The sequence below is a fragment of the Williamsia soli genome (genome assembly GCF_017377795.1).
GTDB lineage: Bacteria > Actinomycetota > Actinomycetes > Mycobacteriales > Mycobacteriaceae > Williamsia > Williamsia soli.
Genome location: NZ_JAFRDR010000002.1, coordinates 434,342 through 455,402, shown reverse-complemented (window position 1 = coordinate 455,402; position 21,061 = coordinate 434,342). Strand labels below are relative to the sequence as shown.

Genomic DNA, 21,061 nt, shown 5'->3' with positions numbered 1-21,061 from the left:
AGGAACCGTGGCCCTTCCCCAGTTGACGGATGAGCAGCGTGCAGCTGCCTTGGAGAAGGCAGCTGCCGCTCGCCGGGCCCGGGCGGAGCTCAAAGAGCGCCTGAAGCGAGGCGGCACCGATCTGCAGCAAGTGCTCAAGGATGCCGAGAACGATGAGATCCTGGGCAAGATGAAGGTGTCGGCGCTGCTCGAGGCTCTGCCCAAGGTCGGCAAGGTCAAGGCGCAGGAAATCATGACCGAACTCGAGATCGCCCCGACCCGCCGCCTGCGCGGCCTGGGTGATCGCCAGAAGAAAGCTCTCCTGGCCAAGTTCGACTTTGCCTGATCGCTCGCATACGTGAGCCAAGATCAACGACAGAGGGGCCGGCTGCTGGTTTTGGCCGGCCCCTCTGCTGTCGGCAAGTCGAGTGTTGTCCGACGGCTTCGTGAACTATTACCCGACCTCATGTTCAGTGTGTCCGCGACGACCCGGGATCCACGGGCCGGAGAGGTCGATGGACGTGACTATCTCTTCGTCGGACCCGAGGAGTTCGATCGGCTGATAGAGGCCGGTGAACTGCTCGAGTGGGCAGAGATCCACGGTGGACTGCAACGATCGGGGACTCCGGCCAAGCCGGTTTTCGACGCCATGGAGCAGGGGAGACCCACTCTTGTGGAAGTCGATCTGGCCGGTGCGCGCAACATCCGCGACGCAGTGCCGGAGGCCGTGACGGTCTTCCTGGCCCCTCCGAGCTGGGACGTCCTGGTCTCGCGATTGCGCGGGCGAGGCACCGAAAGCGACGAGGTCATCAAGCGTCGTCTGGAGACCGCGCGCGCTGAACTGGACAGCGCGCAGGAGTTCGATCACGTCGTCGTGAACGACGAAGTCGACTCGGTCGCCCAAGAGTTGCTATCCTTGCTGGTTGAATCCCATTTGAATAATTCGTAGGAGAACTGTGAGCAGCTTGACCCAACAGGACGAGTTCATCGGCGAGGTCGACGCGACTGCGTACGACACACCGCTGGGCATCACGAACCCGCCGATCGATGAGCTGCTGGAACGCGCTTCTTCGAAGTACGCACTGGTCATCTTCGCGGCCAAGCGCGCGCGTCAGATCAACGATTACTACAACCAGCTCGGAGACGGGATCCTGGAGTACGTCGGACCCCTGGTCGAGCCCGGCCTGCAGGAAAAGCCGTTGTCGATCGCCATGCGCGAGATCCACTCCGACCTGCTCGAGCACACCGAAGGCGAGTAATTCCACCACGGTTCCGAAAGGCGAGAGTTCGTGGGCGAGAACGTCGGCACAACGCGTAAGAACATCGTCATCGGAGTAGGTGGCGGGATAGCCGCGTACAAGGTGGCGTCGGTGATCAGGCATTTCACCGAGGCGGGCCACCATGTCCGGGTGATCCCGACAGAGGCGGCGCTGAAGTTCGTCGGCGCCGCCACGTTCGAGGCCCTGAGCGGGAACCCGGTGAGCACAGCGGTGTTCGATGATGTGCCACTGGTTCCGCATGTGCGACTCGGGCAAGAGGCGGATCTCGTCCTGATCGCGCCCGCGACTGCTGATCTGATGGCTCGCGCGGCAAGCGGTCGAGCCGACGATCTGTTGACCTCCACGCTGCTCACCGCTCGATGTCCGGTCGTGTACGTACCGGCGATGCACACCGAGATGTGGGAGCACCCTGCCACGCAAGCGAACGTGGCGGCCCTGCGCGAGCACGGCGCGACGGTGCTCACCCCGGCCTCGGGTCGGCTGACCGGCGCGGACACCGGAGCCGGCAGGCTTCCGGAACCGCAGGAGATCGCGCTGCTCGGTGATCTCCTGCTGGAACGGCCGGAGGCACTCCCGTACGACCTGGCAGGCCTCAAGTTCCTGATCAGTGCGGGCGGTACCCGAGAACCGCTCGATCCCGTCCGTTACCTGGGTAACCGTAGTTCCGGCAAGCAGGGTTACGCCCTCGCGCGCGCAGCGGCCCAGCGCGGCGCGCAGGTGACACTCGTCGCCGGTGCCACTGCTGATCTGGCCGACCCCGCCGGCGTCGAGGTGATCAAGATCGCCACCGCCGCGCAATTGTCGGAGGAGATCGGAAAGCGCGCACCCGAGACCGACGTGGTGATCATGGCCGCCGCTGTCGCCGACTTCCGCCCGGTGCACCTTTCTGGCGCGAAGATCAAGAAGTCCGACAAGGGACCTGCCCCCATCGAGCTGACCACCAACCCGGATATCCTGGCCGGCCTGGTGGCGGCACGCCGCGCCGGCGAGATACCCGACACGACCTCGATCGTAGGTTTTGCCGCCGAGACCGGGGATGAGCATCACGGCGTGCTCGACCACGGGCGGTCAAAGCTTGCTCGTAAAGGCTGTGACCTGCTGGTGGTCAACGCCGTCGGCGAGGGTAAAGCCTTCGGGATGGACCACAACACCGGATGGATACTCGCTGCCGGCGGTGACGAGACGGCCCTGCCGCTCGGTTCCAAAACACTCATGGCGAGTCGAATACTTGACGCGGTGACAGTTCTGCGCCCAGATGGTGGGGGCACAGATGGTCGATGTAACTGACAACACCACCCCTGTGTAATTTGAGGTCCGCGGGTTTTCGCGCACCGTGCCGCCAGGACAACCGTTCCGAGAGGAAATCCATGACCGATTCCCGTTTGTTCACCAGCGAGTCCGTCACAGAAGGCCACCCCGACAAGATCTGTGATGCGATCAGCGATTCCATCCTGGATGCGCTGCTCACCGATGACCCCCGTGCCCGGGTCGCTGTGGAGACCTTGGTGACCACCGGTCAGGTCCACGTCGCGGGCGAGGTGAACACCACCGCTTGGGCCGACATACCCAAGATCGTGCGGGACAAGGTTCTCGAGATCGGCTACGACTCGTCGGCCAAGGGTTTCGACGGTAACTCGTGCGGCGTCAACATCGCGATCGGTGCGCAGTCACCGGAGATCGCACAGGGCGTCGACAACGCCTACGAGTCCCGCGTCGAGGGCATCACCGAGGACGAGATCGCCCGCCAGGGTGCGGGTGATCAGGGCTTGATGTTCGGTTACGCCACCAACGAGACCCCCGAGTACATGCCGGTGCCGATTGCGTTGGCCCACCGTCTCGCCCGACGCCTGACCGAGGTTCGCAAGACCGGTGTGCTGCCGTACCTGCGCCCGGACGGCAAGACCCAGGTCACCATCGAATACGTCGACGACAAACCGGTTCGCCTCGACACGGTCGTCGTGTCGACCCAGCATGCTGCCGACATCGATCTGGAGAATCTCCTCACCCCGGACATTCGCAACCAGGTCCTCGAGTCGGTGTTCAACGACCTGAACCTCCCCACTCTCGACACCAATGACGTGCGACTGCTGGTCAACCCGACCGGCAAGTTCGTCCTCGGTGGTCCGATGGGTGACGCCGGACTGACCGGGCGCAAGATCATCGTCGACACCTACGGCGGCATGGCTCGTCACGGCGGCGGCGCCTTCTCCGGCAAAGATCCGTCGAAGGTCGACCGCAGTGCTGCCTACGCGATGCGCTGGGTTGCCAAGAACGCCATCGCGGCCGACCTCGCCGACCGCATCGAGGTGCAGGTCGCGTACGCCATCGGCAAAGCTGCCCCCGTGGGCTTGTTCGTCGAGACTTTCGGGACCGAGCACGTCGATCGCGCCAAGATCCAGTCGGCCATCAGCGAGGTGTTCGACCTGCGGCCGGGCGCTATCATTCGCGACCTCGATCTGCTGCGACCGATCTATGCCCCGACCGCGGCCTACGGGCACTTCGGGCGTACCGACATCGATCTCCCGTGGGAGCACACCGACCGCGCCGAGAAGCTGAAGGCCGCTGCCGGCGTGTGAGCGCCGTGGCGTGCACGCCACGGCATGACCACAGTCAAAAAGGGTCGGGAACTCGCGCCTGAGTTACCGATAGCCCGGGTTCTCCCTGCGCTCGGGCTCGCACACCTGGATCGTCCGTTCGACTACCAGGTGCAGACAGATCAGCACGAGGACGCCCAGCCAGGTGTCCGGGTGCGGGTGCGATTCTCGGGGCGACTTGTCGACGGGTTCATCCTCGACCGCGTCGCTGCCAGCGAGCACCCGGGCAAACTCGGTTGGCTCGAGCGGGTGATCTCGGCCGAACGGGTGCTGACCCCTGAACTGGCGGTGCTCGCACGCGCGGTTGCCGATCGCTACGCGGGCACGATGACGGACGTCCTACGACTGGCGATACCGGCACGCCATGCCCGGACCGAGCAGGCGGTCGGCCCGCCACCGGGGACACCTAAGCCTCCGACGGTCGACCTGCAGGCCTGGGAGCAGTATCGGCACTCCGAGTCCTTTCTCTCTGCGATCGCGGAGGGAAAGGCGGCGAGGGCGGCGTGGCAGGCACTGCCGGGGGAGAACTGGCCGGCCCGTCTCGCCGAACTCGCGTGCCACACCGTCGTCCACGGGCGTTCCGCCATCATCGTCGTCCCCGACCAGCGAGATCTGGTGCGGTTGGAGACCGCGTGCGAACCGCTGCTCGGTGATCGGGTGGTGTCGCTGACCGCGGGGCTGGGCCCGTCGGCGCGGTATCGACGCTGGCTGCGGGCGTTGCGAGGCCAGGCGTCGGTGGTGATCGGCACGCGCAGCGCCGCGTTTGCGCCGGTCCCGGATCTCGGTCTCATCGTCGTCTGGGATGACGGCGACGACAGCCTCTGCGAACCGCGTGCACCCTATCCGCACACGCGTGAAGTCGCGGTGTTGCGTTCGCACTCCGAGACCTGCGCCCTCGTGCTGGGCGGCGCGGCAAGGACGGCCGAGACGCAGGCACTGGTCAACGCGGGGTGGGCACACGACCTCACCGGCGCACGCGCGACCATCCGACAGCGCACGCCGAGAGTTCATGCCCTGTCCGATGAGGACAACCGAATCACCCGCGACCCGCTCGCCCGCTCGGCCAGGATCCCGGCCGTGGCCTTCGATGCGGCGCGAGCAGCGATCGCCGCCGACGCTCCGGTCCTGTTCAGTGTTCCCCGGCGTGGTTACCTGCCGTCACTGGCGTGTGAGCGTTGCCGGGCCCAGGTCCGATGCCGACGCTGTCACGGGCCGATGCAGGCGGATGGTCCAGGTGGGGGCGGCCCCGGTGCGGTCGGCGCCCATGCGGGTTCCGTCGGCTCCCTGAGCTGCCGTTGGTGCGGGCACCCGGAGACCGATTTTCGTTGTGCCGAATGTGGATTCACCAAGGTACGAGCGCTGACCACCGGGGCCCGGCGCACCGCGGAGGAGTTGGGGCGTGCTTTCCCCGGAGTCCCGGTGCTCACCTCCGGTGGCGACAAGATCGTCGACTCGGTCGATGCCGGGGCGCGAGTTGTCGTCTCCACGCCAGGCGCAGAACCGGTCGCCGACGGCGGGTACGGCGCTGTGGTGTTGCTCGACACGTGGGCTCAACTCGACCGACCGGAACTCCGGGCCGGGGAAGAAGCCGTCCGTCGATGGCTCTCGGCCGGTCTACTGGTCCGTCCTCACGGTGACGGCGGTGCGCTCGTGATCGTCGCGGATGCAGGTCTGGCACCCGTTCAAGCCGTGATTCGCTGGGACCCGGTCGGATTCGCCGATCAGGAACTGGCCCAGCGCACCGAGTTGGCTTTTCCGCCTGCGGTGACGATGGCGTCCATCGATGGCGAGGGGCCGGCGATCCTCGCGTTCGCAGAGACCGTCGAACTCCCTGTTGGCGGGGAGGTGCTGGGTCCCGTCGAACTGCCACCCGGCGTCAGACTTCCTTCGGGGCTGAATCGCGACGAGGTGTCCGACCCGCAGCGGATCCTGCTTCGATGCTCACGCGCTCAGGGGCGAGACCTTGCCGCGGCTCTGCACGCTGCCCAGGTTGCGCGTAATGCGCAGCACGAATCCGCCCCGATCAGAGTTCAGATGGATCCGCCGACCATCGGATAGTAGATCCGCCCACACGCGGGTGGTAGGCCCCGACAAGTTTTTGTAACCGCACCACCGCGGCGGACGGCCGCGTGTTCTGGACGAGGGAGCGAGGGAGCGCAGCGACTGAGTCGACTGAGGAAGGACACGCGATAAAGGCCGTTCGCCACGCGAGCGCCAGCGAGCCAACAAGCACCGTGGTGAGACGACGACGCGAATGGGCCCGAGCGAACCGGCCAACTACGCTGTTGGCTGGCCGCGGACGAATGTTCGGCAGGCGCAGACTTTGGAGGTTTCACATGCGGGTGGTGTTCGCGGGCACACCTGAGCCCGCAGTCGGTCCGCTGCAGGCTTTGATCGACTCGCCGCGCCACGACGTGATCGGCGTGGTCAGTCGCCCGGATGCCGCTGCCGGACGAGGCCGCAAGGTCATGCGCTCGCCGGTGGCACAGCGTGCGGACGACAACGGAATCCCCGTCATCACCCCGCGGAAACTGGCTGATCCCGATTCGGTGGCGCAACTCGAGGAGTGGGCGCCCGAGTGCATTCCGGTCGTCGCCTACGGCGGTCTGGTGCCCGCGTCGCTGCTCGACCTGCCGACCCACGGCTGGATCAACCTGCACTTCTCGCTGCTGCCCGCTTGGCGTGGCGCCGCACCCGTCCAGGCGGCGATCGCCGCCGGCGACGAGATGACGGGGGCGAGTACGTTCCGCATCGAGGCCGGCCTCGACACCGGGCCGGTGTTCGGAGTGGTCACCGAGCGCATCCGCCCTGACGACACGGCCGGAACGCTGCTCGCCAGATTGTCCGAGTTCGGTGCGGGGCTGCTCACCGCCACCCTGGACGGGCTCGAAGACGGTGAGCTGATCGCCGTCCCGCAGCAGTCAGAAGGCATCAGCACCGCTCCGAAGATCTCCATCGAGAACGCCCGGATCCGGTGGGACCTGCCGGCTCATCTGATCGACCGGCACATCAGGGCGATGACTCCTGCCCCTGGCGCATGGACCACCCTCGACGGACTTCGGGTCAAGGTGCTCGCCACATCGGTGGCGCCCGCCGGCGAAGGACCCGCCCCGGCGGCGGGCGAGCTGCAGGTCACCAAGAGAGCGCTGCTCGTCGGCACCAAGACCGATCCCATCAGGCTGGACACCGTGCAACCACAAGGCAAAAAAGCGATGGCGGGCGCCGATTGGGCGCGAGGTGCCAGATTGACCGACGGGCAGGCATTGACATGAACCAACCGACCGACCAGCGCGAGCACACACCCATCGACCCGGCACGCATCGCAGCCGTCGATGTTCTGGCAGCCGTACGCGAACGCGATGCCTACGCCAACCTTGTGCTGCCGAAGATGTTGCGGGACAGGAAGATCACCGGTCGCGATGCTGCCCTTGCAACCGAGCTGACCTACGGCACGTCGCGGGCGGTCGGGATGCTCGACGCCATCATCGTCGAGGTGGCGGGGCGTCCGGTCGCAGAGATCGACGGTGCCGTGCTCGACGTCCTGCGGCTCGGCACCTATCAATTGCTGCGGACCCGGATCGGCGCGCACGCAGCCGTTTCCACGTCCGTAGATCTCGTCCGTTCGCGCTCGGGCCACGGTCCGGTGGGTTTCGCCAACGCGGTGTTGCGCAAGATCTCTCAGCGCGACGAAGACCTGTGGGTGCAGGCGCTGGCTCCGTCTGTCGCCGAGGACCTCATCGGCCATCTGGCCTTCCAGTACGCACATCCGCGCTGGATCGCAGCCGTGTTCGACGACGCGCTCGGTGGTTCGGCCGGCGCCTTGCAGGCTGCACTGGCTGCTGACGACGAACGTCCACTGACCCATCTCGTCGCCCGCCCCGGGATGATCACCGCCGAAGAATTGGCGCTGATCACCGGCGGCGAGGTCGGTCGGTACTCGCCGTATTGCGTCTATCTCGACGGCGGCGATCCCGGCGACCTCGAGCCGATCCGTGAGGGTCTGGCCGGGGTGCAGGACGAGGGCAGCCAATTGGTGGCCCGCGCGCTGGCGCAGGCACCGCTAGTGGGCCCCGACTCGGGTCGTTGGCTCGACCTCTGTGCAGGTCCCGGAGGGAAGGCCGCGCTGCTCGGTGCACTGGCCGAGATAGAAGGCGCCAGGGTCGATGCCGTTGAGAAGGCGCCGCATCGCGCCGAACTGATCAGCAAATCCACCCGCGACCTACCGGTCGACGTACATGTCGCCGACGGCCGTGACCCCGGGCTGGAACCGGGATTCGATCGAGTACTCGTCGATGCTCCCTGCACCGGTTTGGGAGCGCTGCGGCGCAGGCCAGAGGCCCGCTGGCGCCGGAACCCGAACGACGTCGCCGAACTCGTCGTGCTGCAACATCAGTTGCTTGTCTCGGCGGTCGACCTGCTGCGTCCCGGTGGCGTGGTGGTCTACTCGACGTGTTCTCCTCATCCGGCAGAGACCGCGGGGGTCGTCGATCGGGTTGTCGCTGAACTCCCGGTGACCGCACTCGACACCCGAGAACTCGTTCCCGGTGACATCAAGGGACTCGGGAATGGGCCATATACGCAGCTGTGGCCGCATCTGCACGGCACCGATGCCATGTTTTTCGCCGCGCTGCGCAAGGACTGAGTCCACTAGTCCGTTCGTGCTCTTACGCGTTGGCCGGGCGGCACGTTCAATTGTCATGTGACATATCCCGGTCCGCCTCAGGGTGGTTGGCCCGCGCCTCAGTTCGGGCCGCCGCCTCAGTTCGGACCTCCGCCGCGAAGCGGAATGCCCCGATGGATCTTGCCGCTCGTCGCGTCGATCTGCGTCCTCGCAGTAGCGACGGCCACAGTGGTGGTCTGGCAGAGCGTCTCCGGCGGCGGGTCGGAGCCGACGAAGCAGCCGCCGCTGGCCGGGCAGTTGGCCTCGGAGTACCCCTCTGCGCCCATCGCGACCTCTGAGGTCTCCGCAACGCAACTAGGAGCCGACCAGTTCGTATCGGTGTTGTCGGCCGAGAACCAGTACTTGCGTCCGGGGTTCGTGCATGACGACTCGACCGTCGTGACGATGACGGCGAACCAGGGATCGTCGGATCACTCCTTGGTCGGCGTCGTCGTCGAGACCGGCGAACACTGGGTGTCCCCGGTGCGGCCGCGCGCCTGTGCCGATCGGATCGTCGACCACCAGATGGTCTGCACCGACGCCGGTTCGGTGTACTTCATCAACACGCTCACCGGTCGGGTGACGCACACCGTGCCGCTGGACGGTGGGATGGGTTACGGACTCGCCTACGACGGTGACAACGCGTACGTCGTCAGCGCCACGACAGGCGACAAGACCATCACGCAGGTCACGCCAACCGGAAGGGGGTGGTCGCAGACGTACCCGCCGGCCGGGGAGTTGCCCAGCGGTGACTCCACCACGACACTCGCCACCGATTCGTTGGTGGCGACCGCGTCGGGATCGGTGACAGTGGCGTCGACCGTCGATGGTCGAGTGCTGGTGAACCGGCCGGGTGGTGCCTCGATCTCGACGCTCGCCGACGGGTCGATACTGGTGATCGCAGGCTCGTTCAGCAACGGCCAGGTCAGCCGGGGCCCGGTGCTCGTGGTTCGCCCAGACGGTTCCGTCGACGAGGTCGACGGCGATTCGGTGGCCACCCCTGCCGTCTCGAGTCCGGCGGAATCAGAGTGGGCCCTGATAGGCGGACGGCTGGTCGATTCTCGTTCCGGTGATCCACAATGGCAGGTCCCCGTGGTGAGCGGGACCTCGACTCCGAATCTGTCCTTGCTGACCGCGCAGCAGGCCGTAATCGTCGATGGCGACGGTGCCCGGGTCCACAGCATCGACACTACGACCGGTCTCGAGCGCTGGAGTGCAGGCACCATCCGTCAGTTCGGCGAGAACGTCGGCGTGACCGACGGACAGCGGTACATCTATGTAAGCCCGGACAACGGGATCGTCGCCGCCGAGCTCGAGACCGGTGCGCCGCAGTGGTCGCTTCCGCCGTCGCCGGGAGGTTCGGAGTCGGTCTACGCCGGCCCGCAGATTCTGGCTGTCGGTGATCACCTGGTCGTTGCGACTCCTGGCGCGATCACGGTGTACGACCCGACCGGCGGGCCCGCGTCCGCGCCGGGTGAGCCCGGCACCACCGGCCAGGCGGCGGGAAACAGCGATGATGAGTATGTGACCCGGTGCCCGAGCGCACCGGTGTTCGAGCCGCAGCGCTTCGCGACATCCGCGGGTGGCCTCGTGGTCACGATGAAGGTGACCGCCACCTGCCCGACCGGTGACGTGTTGTCGAGCGGATCAACCCGGATCACCATCACCGAAGGCGCGGCGCTGGTGGCGTCCGGGTTGTTCGATTTCTCGCGTTCGGTGCTGGCGCTGCCCCCCGGCCGCGGCGCCGACCGGCCTCGCTCGATAGACCTCGACATGACCTTCTCGCCGGGGAGCTTCTTGCGCCTACCCGACACGCTGCCCTCGGGTCCCGGTGCCGCAGGCACCACCTACCTGGTCGAATGTGAGCAGGTGGGAGGTCCTGGGACCCTCACGGAGGCACCGGCACCCGCGGGTGGGGCATCACCGGCAGCGGTCTCCGCTTCAAGCCCCTTCATCCCGCAGGACGTCGATGTCGAGGCTGTTGTCGAGGATGCCCTTCGGCGGCAAGCCAATTCGGACCGCAACTTCATCCTCGCGAATCTGAACAACCGGTGGGTCGCTCAACTCAGCTCGAAGCAGCCGGGTCTCGTCGCTGACGGCCGGGTGTGGTCGAGGCAGGCGATTCTCGACGAGTTTCTCGCGCTTCGGTTGCGCTTCAACGACGTTCGCCTCTTGTGGAGTGGTGAGTGGACGGTGTTCGATGATCCGGAATGGTGGGTGACGGTGGCAGCGGCCACCTTCGGCGGACCCGGCGAGGCAAACGCCTGGTGTGCATCGAATGGCCTCGACCGGGACCATTGCTTCGCCAAGCTGGTCAGCACCACCGTGCCCCCGGAGGGTACGACGCTTTATCAGCGCTGAGGGTACGACGCTCTATCAGCGCTGAGGGTACGACGCTCTATCAGCGCTGAGGGTACGACGCTTTATCAGCGCTGAGGGTACGACGCGTACCAACGCCGACGGGTCGGATATGCTGCCGGCGGTTCGCCCTAGGATGATTCTTATGCAGACGACTCCGATGATCGCGCCGTCCATCCTGTCCGCCGACTTCGCGAAGCTCGGTGCCGAAGCCGACGCGGTCGCCGGCGCCGATTGGTTGCACGTGGATGTGATGGACGGCCACTTCGTGCCGAATCTGACGCTGGGGTTGCCGGTGGTGCAGAGCTTGCTCAAGAGCACCGACATCCCGATCGATTGTCACCTGATGATCGACGATCCGGGGCGCTGGGCGCCGGGGTACGCCGAGGCCGGAGCCTACAATGTGACGTTTCACGCGGAGGCCACCAATGATCCGATCGCGGTGGGCCGCGACATCCGGGCCGCGGGAGCGAAGGCGGGGTTGAGCATCAAACCCGGCACCGACCTCGACCCGTATCTGGAGATCCTGAAGAGCTTCGACACGTTGCTGGTCATGAGCGTGGAACCCGGCTTCGGAGGCCAGTCGTTCATCCCTGAGGTCCTCGACAAGGTGCGCCGGGTTCGGTCCCTGGTGGACTCGGGTGAACTGCGGGTGCTCGTAGAGATCGACGGCGGCATCAACGTCGACACGATCGAACAGGCCGCCGAGGCAGGCGTCGACTGCTTTGTCGCCGGATCCGCGGTCTACAACGCCACCGATCCTGCTGCTGCTGTGGAATCGCTGCGCGCCCAGGCGATCAGCGCACGATGACTTCATGACCGACGTCGACGGGGCGATGGGCCGGGCGATGACCGCGTCGCTCGGTGCGCGGGGGATCAGTTCGCCGAATCCACCGGTCGGAGCGGTGATCCTCGATGCCGACGGTGCGGTGGCCGGGGTCGGTCGCACCAGTGCGCCTGGCGGTGCCCACGCGGAGGTGAACGCGCTGGCGCAGGCCGGCGCGAGGGCCGCCGGTGGCACAGCGGTGGTCACCCTCGAACCGTGCAATCACACCGGCCGGACCGGCCCCTGCACCGAGGCGTTGATCGCCGCGGGCGTTCGCGAAGTGGTGTACGCCGTCGCCGATCCCAATCCGCTCGCCACCGGCGGTCATCGGCGGCTCGAGGATGCCGGTCTGCTGGTGCAGGGTGGTGTCCGGGCCGGTGAGGTGAGTTCCGGCCCGCTCCGGGAGTGGCTGTTCCGGCAAAAACACGGGCGACCGATGGTCACCGCAAAGTTCGCAGCCTCGATCGACGGTCGGATCGCCGCCCCCGACGGGACGAGTCAGTGGATCACCGGTGATGTCGCCCGCGGCCGCGTGCACGACGAACGTGCTCAGCTCGACGCAATCATCGTGGGCACCGGAACGGTGCTCACCGATGACCCGACGTTGACCGCGCGGCACCCCGACGGCTCCCTGCGTCGACACCAGCCGCTGCGAGTCGTGGTCGGGTTGTCCGAGATCTCGCCACAGGCTCGCATATTCAATGCCGACGCCCGCACGCTCCAGGTGCACGACCGCGATCCGAACCGCGTTCTCGCGGCGCTCGGAGACCTGGCGAATGTGCAGATCGAGGGTGGATCCCGCCTGCTCGGCGCCTTTTTTGCGGCGGGCTTGGTCGATCGCGTCCAGGCGTACATCGCGCCGCTGGTGATCGGTGGGGGAGCCGCCGCCGTGGTCGACGAGACCGTGCAGACCCTGACCCAGGGCCACCGGTTTGTGACCCAGAGTGCCGAAACCCTGGGTGACGACGTTCTGCTCACCCTGACCGCAACCCGCTGACCGGCGTCGTCACCGCGTTACGCCTGCTCAGCTGCCCTGGTGGTTGTGCTAGCGTCGTTGGTGGAAGTTCTCGGGGCGGGGTGTGATTCCCCACCGGCGGTAAAGGCGATGATCTTATTTTCTCCTAGCCCGCGAGCGCCTTCACCTCGGTGAAGGGTCCAGCAGATTCCGGTGAGATCCCGGAGCCGACGGTTACAGTCCGGACGTGAGAGAACACCACTGGTAGGTCGCCCAGACCTGTCATGTGCCGCCCTGAGATCGCGCAGCGATTGAAGGAGAAGGCGATGTTCACCGGGATCGTCGAAGAACGCGGCAGCATTGTCGCAAGGGAAGACCTGACGGATGCGGCACGGTTCACCGTCCACGGCCCACTCGTCACCAGCGACGCCGGACACGGCGATTCGATCTCCGTCAACGGAGTCTGCCTCACGGTCGTAGACGTCCTTGCCGGCGGCGACTTCACCGTCGACGTGATGGGTGAGACCCTGCGCCGTAGCTCACTGGAGGCGGTCGGACCGGGCAGTCCGGTGAACCTGGAGCGGGCGATGCCCGCGAGCGGCCGGTTCGGTGGCCACATCGTGCAAGGCCACGTCGATGGCGTCGGCACCGTCGAGTCGGTGAACACAGGCGAGCACTGGACGGTCGTTCGCATCGCGATCACGGGGTCGCTTGCCCGTTACATCGTCGAGAAGGGTTCGATCACCGTCGACGGGGTGTCGCTCACCGTTTCGGCGGTCGGCCCGGACTGGTTCGAGATCTCACTCATCCCGACAACGCTCACCTTGACCACCTTGGGTGCTGCCGCACCGGGCGTGGTGGTTAACCTTGAAGTCGACGTGATCGCAAAGTACGTCGAACGGTTGGCTTCGATCGGAGTGGAGCGATGAACAACACCGCAGACAAGCCACAGGGGCTGTCCCAGAACACCAGGTTCGACACGGTCGAGCGGGCGATAGCTGATATTGCCGCAGGTAAGGCAGTTGTGGTGGTCGACGATGAAGACCGTGAGAACGAAGGCGACCTGATTTTCGCTGCGGAGAAGGCGACGCCAGAACTCGTCGCGTTCATGGTCCGGTACACCTCGGGCTACCTCTGCGTTCCACTGGACGGCGCCGACTGTGACCGGCTCGGACTGCCGCCGATGTACTCGATGAATCAGGACAAGCACGGAACGGCCTACACCGTCACCGTCGATGCCCGCGAAGGCATCGGCACCGGTATCAGTGCCTCGGACCGGGCAGCGACCATGCGGTTGCTCGCCAATCCGGAAAGTACAGCGGGCGATTTCACCCGTCCCGGACACGTGGTGCCACTGCGTGCCAAAGAAGGCGGAGTCCTGCGTCGCCCGGGACATACCGAGGCGGCCGTCGACCTCGCCCGGATGGCAGGTTTGACGCCCGCCGGAGTCATCTGCGAGATCGTGAGCCAGAAGGACGAGGGCGACATGGCCCAGACTCCCGAGCTGCGCGTCTTCGCCGACGAACACGATCTTGCGCTGATCTCCATTGCCGACCTGATCGCGTGGCGTCGTCGTCACGAGAAGCACGTGGTGCGGGTGGCCGATGCACGGATCCCTACCGCACACGGCACGTTCCGGGCCGTCGGTTACACCAGCATCTACGACGAGGTCGAGCATGTGGCCCTCGTCCTGGGCGACATCCCCGGCGCTGACGGCGAAGGCAACGACGTTCTGGTTCGGGTCCACTCGGAGTGTCTGACGGGCGACGTCTTCGGCTCACTGCGTTGCGACTGCGGCCCTCAACTCGATGCCGCGCTCGAGATGGTCGCGCAGGAGGGGCGCGGAATCGTGCTCTACATGCGTGGTCACGAAGGCAGGGGCATCGGACTGCTGCACAAGTTGCAGGCATACCAACTGCAGGACGCCGGTTCGGACACGGTAGATGCGAACCTCGAGCTCGGACTGCCCGCCGATTCGCGTGACTACGGTCTCGGCGCACAGATCCTGGTTGACCTCGGCGTCGCCTCGATGCGGTTGCTCACCAACAACCCTGCCAAGCGCGTCGGCCTCGACGGTTACGGCCTGCACATCACCGAGCGCGTGGCGATGCCGGTGCGTCCGAACGCCGAGAATCTTCGGTACCTGCGAACCAAGCGGGACCGGATGGGCCACGACCTCGTCGGGCTCGACGACCCGCACGGAACGGACACCGGCGGCGTGCAACCGATCAACATCACCGGAGGAAACCTCGCATGAGCGGCGCAGGCGAACCAGAGCTCGAACTCGGAGATGCCAGCAAGTTGCAGGTGGCGATCGTTGCCTCGCAATGGCATTCGACGATCTGTGAGTCGCTGCTCAGTGGCGCCACGACGGCAGCGGCCAAGGTCGGTGTCGACCAGCCGACGATCGTTCGGGTCGCGGGCGCAATCGAACTGCCGGTCATCGTTCAGGCCCTTGCGCGCAACCACGACGCCGTCGTCGCGCTGGGCGTGGTGATACGCGGTGAGACGCCCCACTTCGAGTACGTGTGTGACGCAGTCACCAGCGGCCTGACCCGGGTCTCCCTCGACGAGTCGACCCCGGTCGGGAACGGTGTGCTCACCACCAACAACGAACAGCAGGCCCTGGACCGCGCTGGGCTGCCCGATTCCTCGGAAGACAAGGGCGCACAGGCGGCCACGGCGGCCATCGCATCCGCGTTGACCCTGCGTGCGCTCTCCCGTGGCGAGTACCACGCCGGCGTCTGATGAGCGCGAATGCCGACAGGACCGCAGAGGCGTCTGCGACCGGATCATCCGTGAGCGCAAGTGGTGAGCTCACGGAGTCGAATGGTGAGCCACGGTGGTTGATGGTCTACCGGCCGCGCCGGTCTCCGCTGTACGCGACCATCGCCGCGGTGGTGGTGGTCATCGTCCACGTCGTCATCGGGGCGCTGCTGACGATCTCGGACACGGGCGCGCACTTCCAGACCTCGGATCAGATCGCCATGGGGTTGATCGGCGTGGTGATCGGCGGTTCGATGATGCTGCTCTGCCGGGCCCGACTGCGGGTCGGGGCCGAGGGTGTCGGGATACGGAATCTGCTCGGCGAGCGGGTCTTCGACTGGAGCATCGTCCGAGGCGTCTGGTATCCGGACTCCGGCAACTGGGCGCGTCTGGAACTGCCGGAGGACGAGTTCAGCCCGATCCTGGCGATCCAGGCGAACGACGGTGAACGCGCAGTGGCCGCGATGGCGGAGTTCCGGGAACTGCAGGAGCGGTTCGCTCCCCGCTGACGTCGGTATTTAACTCCTGTCGTTGCGGGGTACTAGCCTGGAAAATGTGGCTGACCCGTCGACGTACCGCCCGGCTCCGGGGAGCATTCCCACCGAGCCCGGCGTCTACAAGTTCAGGGACGTCCATCGGCGGGTGATCTACGTCGGGAAGGCGAAGAGTCTGCGGTCGCGGCTGACGTCATACTTCGCCGATCTGACCTCGCTGCATCCGCGGACGCGGCAGATGGTGACGACGGCGGCGTCGGTCGAGTGGACGGTGGTCTCCACCGAGGTCGAGGCGCTGCAGCTCGAGTACAACTGGATCAAGGAGTTCGATCCGCGTTTCAACGTCCGATATCGCGACGACAAGAGTTACCCGATGCTCGCGGTTACGATGGCCGAGGAGTATCCACGGTTGTTCGTCTATCGCGGTCCTCGGCGCAAGGGTGTCCGATACTTCGGTCCCTACGCGCATGCCTGGGCGATCCGGGAGACGCTCGATCTGTTGACCAGGGTATTTCCGGCCCGGACATGTTCCAACGGTGTATTCAAGCGGCACAGGCAGATTGACCGGCCGTGTCTACTCGGCTACATCGACAAGTGTGCGGCACCGTGCATCGGTCGCGTCAGTGCCGATGAACACCGAGTCATCGTCGAAGACTTCTGCGATTTCCTCGCCGGGCGCACGGACCGGATGATCAACAACCTGCAGTCGCAGATGGAGAAGGCATCCACTGCCCTCGACTTCGAACGCGCGGCCCGGCTGCGCGACGACATCGGGGCGCTACGAAGGGCGCTGGAGCGGCAATCGGTGGTGCTCGGCGACGGCACCGACGCCGACCTCGTCGCAATGGACGGGGACGATCTCGAGGTCTCGGTCCAGGTCTTCCACGTGCGGGGTGGTCGCGTGCTGGGCCAACGGGGCTGGATCGTCGAGAAGTCGGGCGACGACGACATGGCCGATCAAGTGGGGCAGTTCCTGACGCAGTTCTACGGCGAGCAGGTGGAGCAGGCCGCGTCGGTGTCGATGGAAGACGGTCACGCGTCCTCGGACCCGGTTCCTCGTGAGGTTCTCGTCCAAGCGTTACCCCCGAACGTCGGCGAAGTGCGCGAATGGCTTTCGGGTCTGCGCGGGAGCAACGTCGATTTACGGATCCCGCAACGCGGCGACAAGAAGTCGCTGATGGAGACGGTGGCACGGAATGCGTCCGGCGCGCTCGCGCAACACAAACTCAAACGGGCCGGAGACCTCACGACCCGGTCGGCCGCCTTGACCGAGATCCAGGACACCCTCGGCCTCGACACCGCGCCGTTGCGTATCGAGTGCATCGACATCTCGCATGTACAGGGCACCGACGTCGTCGCCTCACTGGTCGTGTTCGAGGACGGGTTGCCCCGTAAGTCCGACTACCGGCACTATGCGATCCGGGAGGCCGCCGGTGACGGCCATTCCGACGATGTCGCGTCCATCGCCGAGGTCACCCGACGCCGGTTCCTGAGACACCGTGCGGACCTCGCAGAGAGCTCGGCCGTGGCGATCCCGCCGCCCCTGGCCGATGCGAGCGGGGGAGACCTCGCGCCCGAGGCGGCGATCGACCCGAAGACGGGTAGGCCGCGGAAGTTCGCATATCCGCCGAACTTGTTCGTGGTCGACGGCGGCGCCCCCCAGGTGCACGCTGCTGCAGCTGTCCTCGACGAGCTCAACATCACCGATGTCGCGGTCGTCGGGCTGGCTAAGCGGCTCGAAGAAGTCTGGGTACCCGGCGACGATGATCCGGTCATCTTCCCTCGCACCAGCGAGGCATTGTTCCTGCTGCAGCGTGTGCGGGACGAGGCGCATCGCTTCGCGATCAGTTTTCACCGCAGCAAGCGCAGTAAGCGGATGACCGCTTCGGCGCTCGATGGGGTCCCGGGCCTGGGCAGTACCCGCAGGTCCGCGCTCGTCGCGCATTTCGGTTCGGTCGCGAACTTGCGGCAGGCGACCATCGAGCAGATCGCGGAGGTGCCGGGAATCGGGCAAATGACCGCAAAAGCGGTACAGGAGGCACTTGTCGAACATAATCAGGACAGCGAGAAGACGGGACCCACCAGGTGAGCGAAACCCAGGCCGGCGCGGAGCGCGCGGGCACCGGACGGCCAGAGGTGTTGTTGGTCACCGGGCTGTCCGGGGCCGGTAGCAGCACCGTGGCGAACCTGCTCGAGGACGCCGGTTGGTATGTGGCCGACAACGTCCCGCACACCCTCATCGGTTCGATGGTCGACGTGGCCCGCAAGGAGAATTCGACGATCTCCCGGTTGGCTTTGGTGATGCGCATCCAGGGGAACTCCTACGCCGCCGCCCTCGATGAGCTGCGCACAGAACTCGACGCGGCCGGCATCCACCCCAGGGTGGTGTTCATCGAGGCCTCGGAACAGGTTCTGGTGCAACGGTTCGAGCAGGTGCGTCGGCGGCACCCGTTGCAGGGCAACGGGACTCTGATCTCCGCGATCGCCGCCGAGCGGACGATGCTCGCGACGGTCAAGGAGCGCGCCGACCTCGTCGTCGACACCTCCGGGCTCTCGGTTCAGCGGCTACGGGTGATCATCGAGGGTGCCTATGCCAGTGCCTCCGTTGCCGACGTGAGTGTCGTGGTGGAGTCGTTCGGTTTCAAATACGGACTCCCGATCGATGCGGACATGGTGGCAGACGTCCGATTCCTGCCCAATCCCTACTGGATCCCGGAACTGCGGGACCACGACGGTCTCGAGGAACCGGTCCGGGATTACGTGCTCGGGCAAGAGGGGGCAGGGGAGTTCCTCGACAAGTACGAGCAAATTCTCCGGCTGGTCGGTGCCGGGTACCGCCGGGAGGGCAAGCGCTACATGACGGTGGCCATCGGCTGCACCGGCGGCAAGCACCGCAGTGTCGCGATGAGTGAAGAGCTGGCGGCCCGGCTCTCGGGCTCCGGTCCCGACTCGGATGCTTTCTCTGTGCGCGTGGCCCATCGCGATCTGGGGCGCGAATGAGTGGCACCGATCCGGCGATCGTTGCCCTCGGGGGTGGACACGGTCTCTACGCGACGCTGACCGCGATGCGCCGGCTGAGCGATGACGTCACCGCCGTCGTCACCGTCGCCGACGACGGGGGCTCGTCGGGTCGACTGCGAGCGGAGTTGGGCATCCTCCCACCCGGTGATCTGCGCATGGCGATCGCGGCTCTGCTGTCGGCCACCGATCCGGCTTCGGAGAGGTCCGCGTCCGGTCCGGGTTCGCGGCCTCCGCAGGAGTGGGCGACATTGCTGCAGCACCGTTTCGGCGGTCAGGGTGCGCTCGCGGGGCATCCCGTGGGCAATCTGTTGCTGGCGGGGCTGACCGAGGTCACCGGCGACGCTGTCGAAGCCCTCGAGATGATCACTGCGCTTTTCGGGGTGCGGGGACGGGTGCTGCCCATGTCCGCGACGGCTCTGACGATCGAGGCGGACGTTTCGGGGCTCGAGGCAGATCCGCGCATCAGCAGACCGATCCGTGGGCAGGTCGCGGTCGCGACGACTCCCGGAAAGGTGCGTCGTGTCCGCTTGTCACCGGATGACCCGCCGGCGTGCGCGCAGGCCGTCGACGCGATCGACAACGCCGACGTGGTGGTGCTCGGCCCGGGCTCGTGGTTCTCGAGTGTAATTCCGCATGTGCTCGTCCCGGCGCAGCTCGCGGCCCTCAAACGTACCAAGGCCCGCAAGATCCTCATCGTCAATCTGGCTCCCGAACCTGGTGAGACAGCAGGGTTCTCGGTGGAGCGACATCTCCATGTGCTCTTTGCCCACGCTGATGATTTCCGGGTGGACCACGTCGTCGTCGACTCGGGGTCGGTTCCTGTCGGACGTGAACGTGAGCACGTCGAACGGGCCGCTGCGCAGTTCGGGGCCACCTTGCACGACGGTGAGCTCGCCGTTCCCGGGACGCACACCCATGACCCGGCAAGGGTGGCCGCCCTGATCGGGAGGCTGTGCGATAGTAAAGCCTCACGTTACCGATCGACAGTCGGGCAATCAGCATCTGAAACATCCAATGAAGGGGACGACGTCGAGTGGCGATGACATCCGCGGTCAAAGACGAACTGAGTCGTCTGGCGGTGACGCAGGTGAGCAGCCGCAAGGCAGAGGTGTCGGCGTTGCTCCGGTTCGCGGGTGGGCTGCACATCGTCGCAGGCCGGGTCGTGGTCGAAGCCGAGGTCGATCTCGGCAACGTCGCCCGTCGGCTGCGTCGGGAGATCTTCGAGTTGTACGGCTACAACTCCGAGGTGCACGTGCTCAGCGCGGGCGGCATCCGCAAGAGCGCGCGGTACATCGTCCGCGTCACCAAAGACGGCGAAGCGCTGGCACGACAGACAGGTTTGCTCGACATGCGTGGTCGTCCCGTGCGCGGGTTGCCCGCGCAGGTCGTCGGCGGCAGCGTCGGTGACGCCGAGGCAGCCTGGCGGGGCGCGTTTCTCGCACACGGCTCGCTGACCGAGCCGGGGCGATCCTCGGCGCTCGAGGTCAGCTGCCCCGGTCCGGAGGCCGCGTTGGCCCTGGTCGGTGCAGCCCGCCGGCTGGGTGTCACCGCGAAAGCACGTGAGGTCCGCGGAGCGGACCGCGTGGTCATCCGCGACGGTGAGGCCATCGGCGCCTTGCTCACCAGGATGGGCGCTCAGGACACGAGGCTCACCTGGGAAGAGCGACGCATGCGCCGCGAGGTCCGGGCGACGGCGAATCGGCTGGCGAATTTCGACGACGCCAACCTGCGCCGGTCGGCGCGAGCCGCGGTCGCGGCCGCCGCCCGAGTCGAGCGCGCGCTGGAGATCCTGGGCGACCAGGTCCCGGACCACCTGATCACGGCTGGCCAGTTGCGCATCACTCACAGGCAGGCCTCTCTGGAAGAACTGGGTCAGCTCGCCGACCCGCCGATGACCAAAGACGCTGTCGCCGGGCGAATCCGCCGACTGCTCTCGATGGCTGACAAGAAGGCGCGAACCGACGGCATCCCCGACACGGAATCGGCTGTCACCGCCGACCTGCTCGACGACGACTGACGTTCGGGGGCCTTGTCGACCCCCGGCTTGTCGCCCTATCGACGGGTGGGGTCCGGCCCACGGGGTCGGACCGGGCGTGCCTGGTCCGGGGGCGGCGACTAGGCTGATCAC

The 21,061-nt window shown here is 66.4% G+C and carries 19 protein-coding genes and 1 riboswitch; all 19 genes read left to right on the top strand.

Features of this window, described 5'->3' with window-relative positions:
- Positions 1-7 precede the first annotated feature (7 nt).
- The 19 genes from mihF to whiA all read left to right on the top strand — a co-directional run bounded on the left by mihF (position 8) and on the right by whiA (position 20,950).
- On the top strand, positions 8-325 hold the full coding sequence (gene mihF, locus J3S28_RS06690; RefSeq protein WP_023959453.1) for an integration host factor, actinobacterial type: 318 nt from the start codon (positions 8-10) through the stop codon (positions 323-325).
- A gap of 45 nt (positions 326-370) precedes the next feature.
- Positions 371-928 carry a guanylate kinase gene (gene gmk, locus J3S28_RS06685; protein WP_237341246.1) on the top strand — a complete coding sequence of 186 codons (558 nt, stop codon included), beginning with the start codon at positions 371-373 and terminating at the stop codon, positions 926-928.
- A gap of 7 nt (positions 929-935) precedes the next feature.
- Positions 936-1,238 carry a DNA-directed RNA polymerase subunit omega gene (gene rpoZ, locus J3S28_RS06680; RefSeq protein WP_084836844.1) on the top strand — a complete coding sequence of 101 codons (303 nt, stop codon included), beginning with the start codon at positions 936-938 and terminating at the stop codon, positions 1,236-1,238.
- Positions 1,239-1,268: 30 nt separating this feature from the next.
- Positions 1,269-2,546: a bifunctional phosphopantothenoylcysteine decarboxylase/phosphopantothenate--cysteine ligase CoaBC gene (gene coaBC / locus J3S28_RS06675; protein ID WP_207839029.1), complete on the top strand. Its 1,278-nt coding sequence runs from the start codon at positions 1,269-1,271 to the stop codon at positions 2,544-2,546.
- A gap of 80 nt (positions 2,547-2,626) precedes the next feature.
- Positions 2,627-3,835 (top strand): methionine adenosyltransferase, encoded by a 1,209-nt coding sequence (gene metK / locus J3S28_RS06670; RefSeq protein WP_207839026.1) that lies wholly within the window; start codon positions 2,627-2,629, stop codon positions 3,833-3,835.
- Positions 3,836-3,859: 24 nt separating this feature from the next.
- Positions 3,860-5,911, top strand: coding sequence for a primosomal protein N' (locus tag J3S28_RS06665; protein WP_207839023.1), 2,052 nt, complete (start codon positions 3,860-3,862; stop codon positions 5,909-5,911).
- A gap of 278 nt (positions 5,912-6,189) precedes the next feature.
- A complete protein-coding gene (fmt, locus tag J3S28_RS06660) occupies positions 6,190-7,125 on the top strand; it encodes a methionyl-tRNA formyltransferase (RefSeq protein ID WP_207839021.1) in 936 nt (311 codons plus the stop codon).
- The gene (locus J3S28_RS06655) at positions 7,122-8,495 is read left to right on the top strand and encodes an RsmB/NOP family class I SAM-dependent RNA methyltransferase (RefSeq protein ID WP_207839018.1); all 1,374 of its coding nucleotides are present in this window, start codon (positions 7,122-7,124) and stop codon (positions 8,493-8,495) included. The genes fmt and J3S28_RS06655 overlap by 4 nt, the downstream gene beginning before the upstream one ends.
- Before the next feature lie 144 nt (positions 8,496-8,639).
- The gene (locus J3S28_RS06650) at positions 8,640-10,874 is read left to right on the top strand and encodes an outer membrane protein assembly factor BamB family protein (RefSeq protein ID WP_207839016.1); all 2,235 of its coding nucleotides are present in this window, start codon (positions 8,640-8,642) and stop codon (positions 10,872-10,874) included.
- A gap of 142 nt (positions 10,875-11,016) precedes the next feature.
- Entirely contained in the window at positions 11,017-11,682 is a 666-nt protein-coding gene (rpe, locus tag J3S28_RS06645) for a ribulose-phosphate 3-epimerase (RefSeq protein WP_237341134.1), read from the top strand.
- A gap of 4 nt (positions 11,683-11,686) precedes the next feature.
- Positions 11,687-12,694 carry a bifunctional diaminohydroxyphosphoribosylaminopyrimidine deaminase/5-amino-6-(5-phosphoribosylamino)uracil reductase RibD gene (ribD, locus tag J3S28_RS06640; protein ID WP_207839014.1) on the top strand — a complete coding sequence of 336 codons (1,008 nt, stop codon included), beginning with the start codon at positions 11,687-11,689 and terminating at the stop codon, positions 12,692-12,694.
- A gap of 62 nt (positions 12,695-12,756) precedes the next feature.
- Positions 12,757-12,913: riboswitch (FMN riboswitch) on the top strand.
- Positions 12,914-12,978: 65 nt separating this feature from the next.
- Complete coding sequence (locus J3S28_RS06635) at positions 12,979-13,581, top strand: riboflavin synthase (RefSeq protein ID WP_207839012.1); 603 nt, start codon at positions 12,979-12,981, stop codon at positions 13,579-13,581.
- On the top strand, positions 13,578-14,909 hold the full coding sequence (locus tag J3S28_RS06630) for a bifunctional 3,4-dihydroxy-2-butanone-4-phosphate synthase/GTP cyclohydrolase II (RefSeq protein WP_207839010.1): 1,332 nt from the start codon (positions 13,578-13,580) through the stop codon (positions 14,907-14,909). Before J3S28_RS06635 ends, J3S28_RS06630 begins: the two co-directional genes overlap by 4 nt.
- Positions 14,906-15,400 (top strand): 6,7-dimethyl-8-ribityllumazine synthase, encoded by a 495-nt coding sequence (ribH, locus tag J3S28_RS06625; protein ID WP_084896579.1) that lies wholly within the window; start codon positions 14,906-14,908, stop codon positions 15,398-15,400. Before J3S28_RS06630 ends, ribH begins: the two co-directional genes overlap by 4 nt.
- Entirely contained in the window at positions 15,400-15,927 is a 528-nt protein-coding gene (locus J3S28_RS06620; protein WP_207839007.1) for a PH domain-containing protein, read from the top strand. Before ribH ends, J3S28_RS06620 begins: the two co-directional genes overlap by 1 nt.
- A 46-nt stretch (positions 15,928-15,973) precedes the next feature.
- Positions 15,974-18,001, top strand: coding sequence for an excinuclease ABC subunit UvrC (gene uvrC / locus J3S28_RS06615; RefSeq protein WP_207839005.1), 2,028 nt, complete (start codon positions 15,974-15,976; stop codon positions 17,999-18,001).
- On the top strand, positions 17,998-18,912 hold the full coding sequence (gene rapZ / locus J3S28_RS06610) for an RNase adapter RapZ (protein ID WP_207839002.1): 915 nt from the start codon (positions 17,998-18,000) through the stop codon (positions 18,910-18,912). The genes uvrC and rapZ overlap by 4 nt, the downstream gene beginning before the upstream one ends.
- Positions 18,909-19,976: a gluconeogenesis factor YvcK family protein gene (locus J3S28_RS06605; RefSeq protein ID WP_207838999.1), complete on the top strand. Its 1,068-nt coding sequence runs from the start codon at positions 18,909-18,911 to the stop codon at positions 19,974-19,976. The genes rapZ and J3S28_RS06605 overlap by 4 nt, the downstream gene beginning before the upstream one ends.
- Positions 19,967-20,950: a DNA-binding protein WhiA gene (gene whiA / locus J3S28_RS06600; RefSeq protein ID WP_084836855.1), complete on the top strand. Its 984-nt coding sequence runs from the start codon at positions 19,967-19,969 to the stop codon at positions 20,948-20,950. The genes J3S28_RS06605 and whiA overlap by 10 nt, the downstream gene beginning before the upstream one ends.
- Positions 20,951-21,061 lie beyond the last annotated feature (111 nt).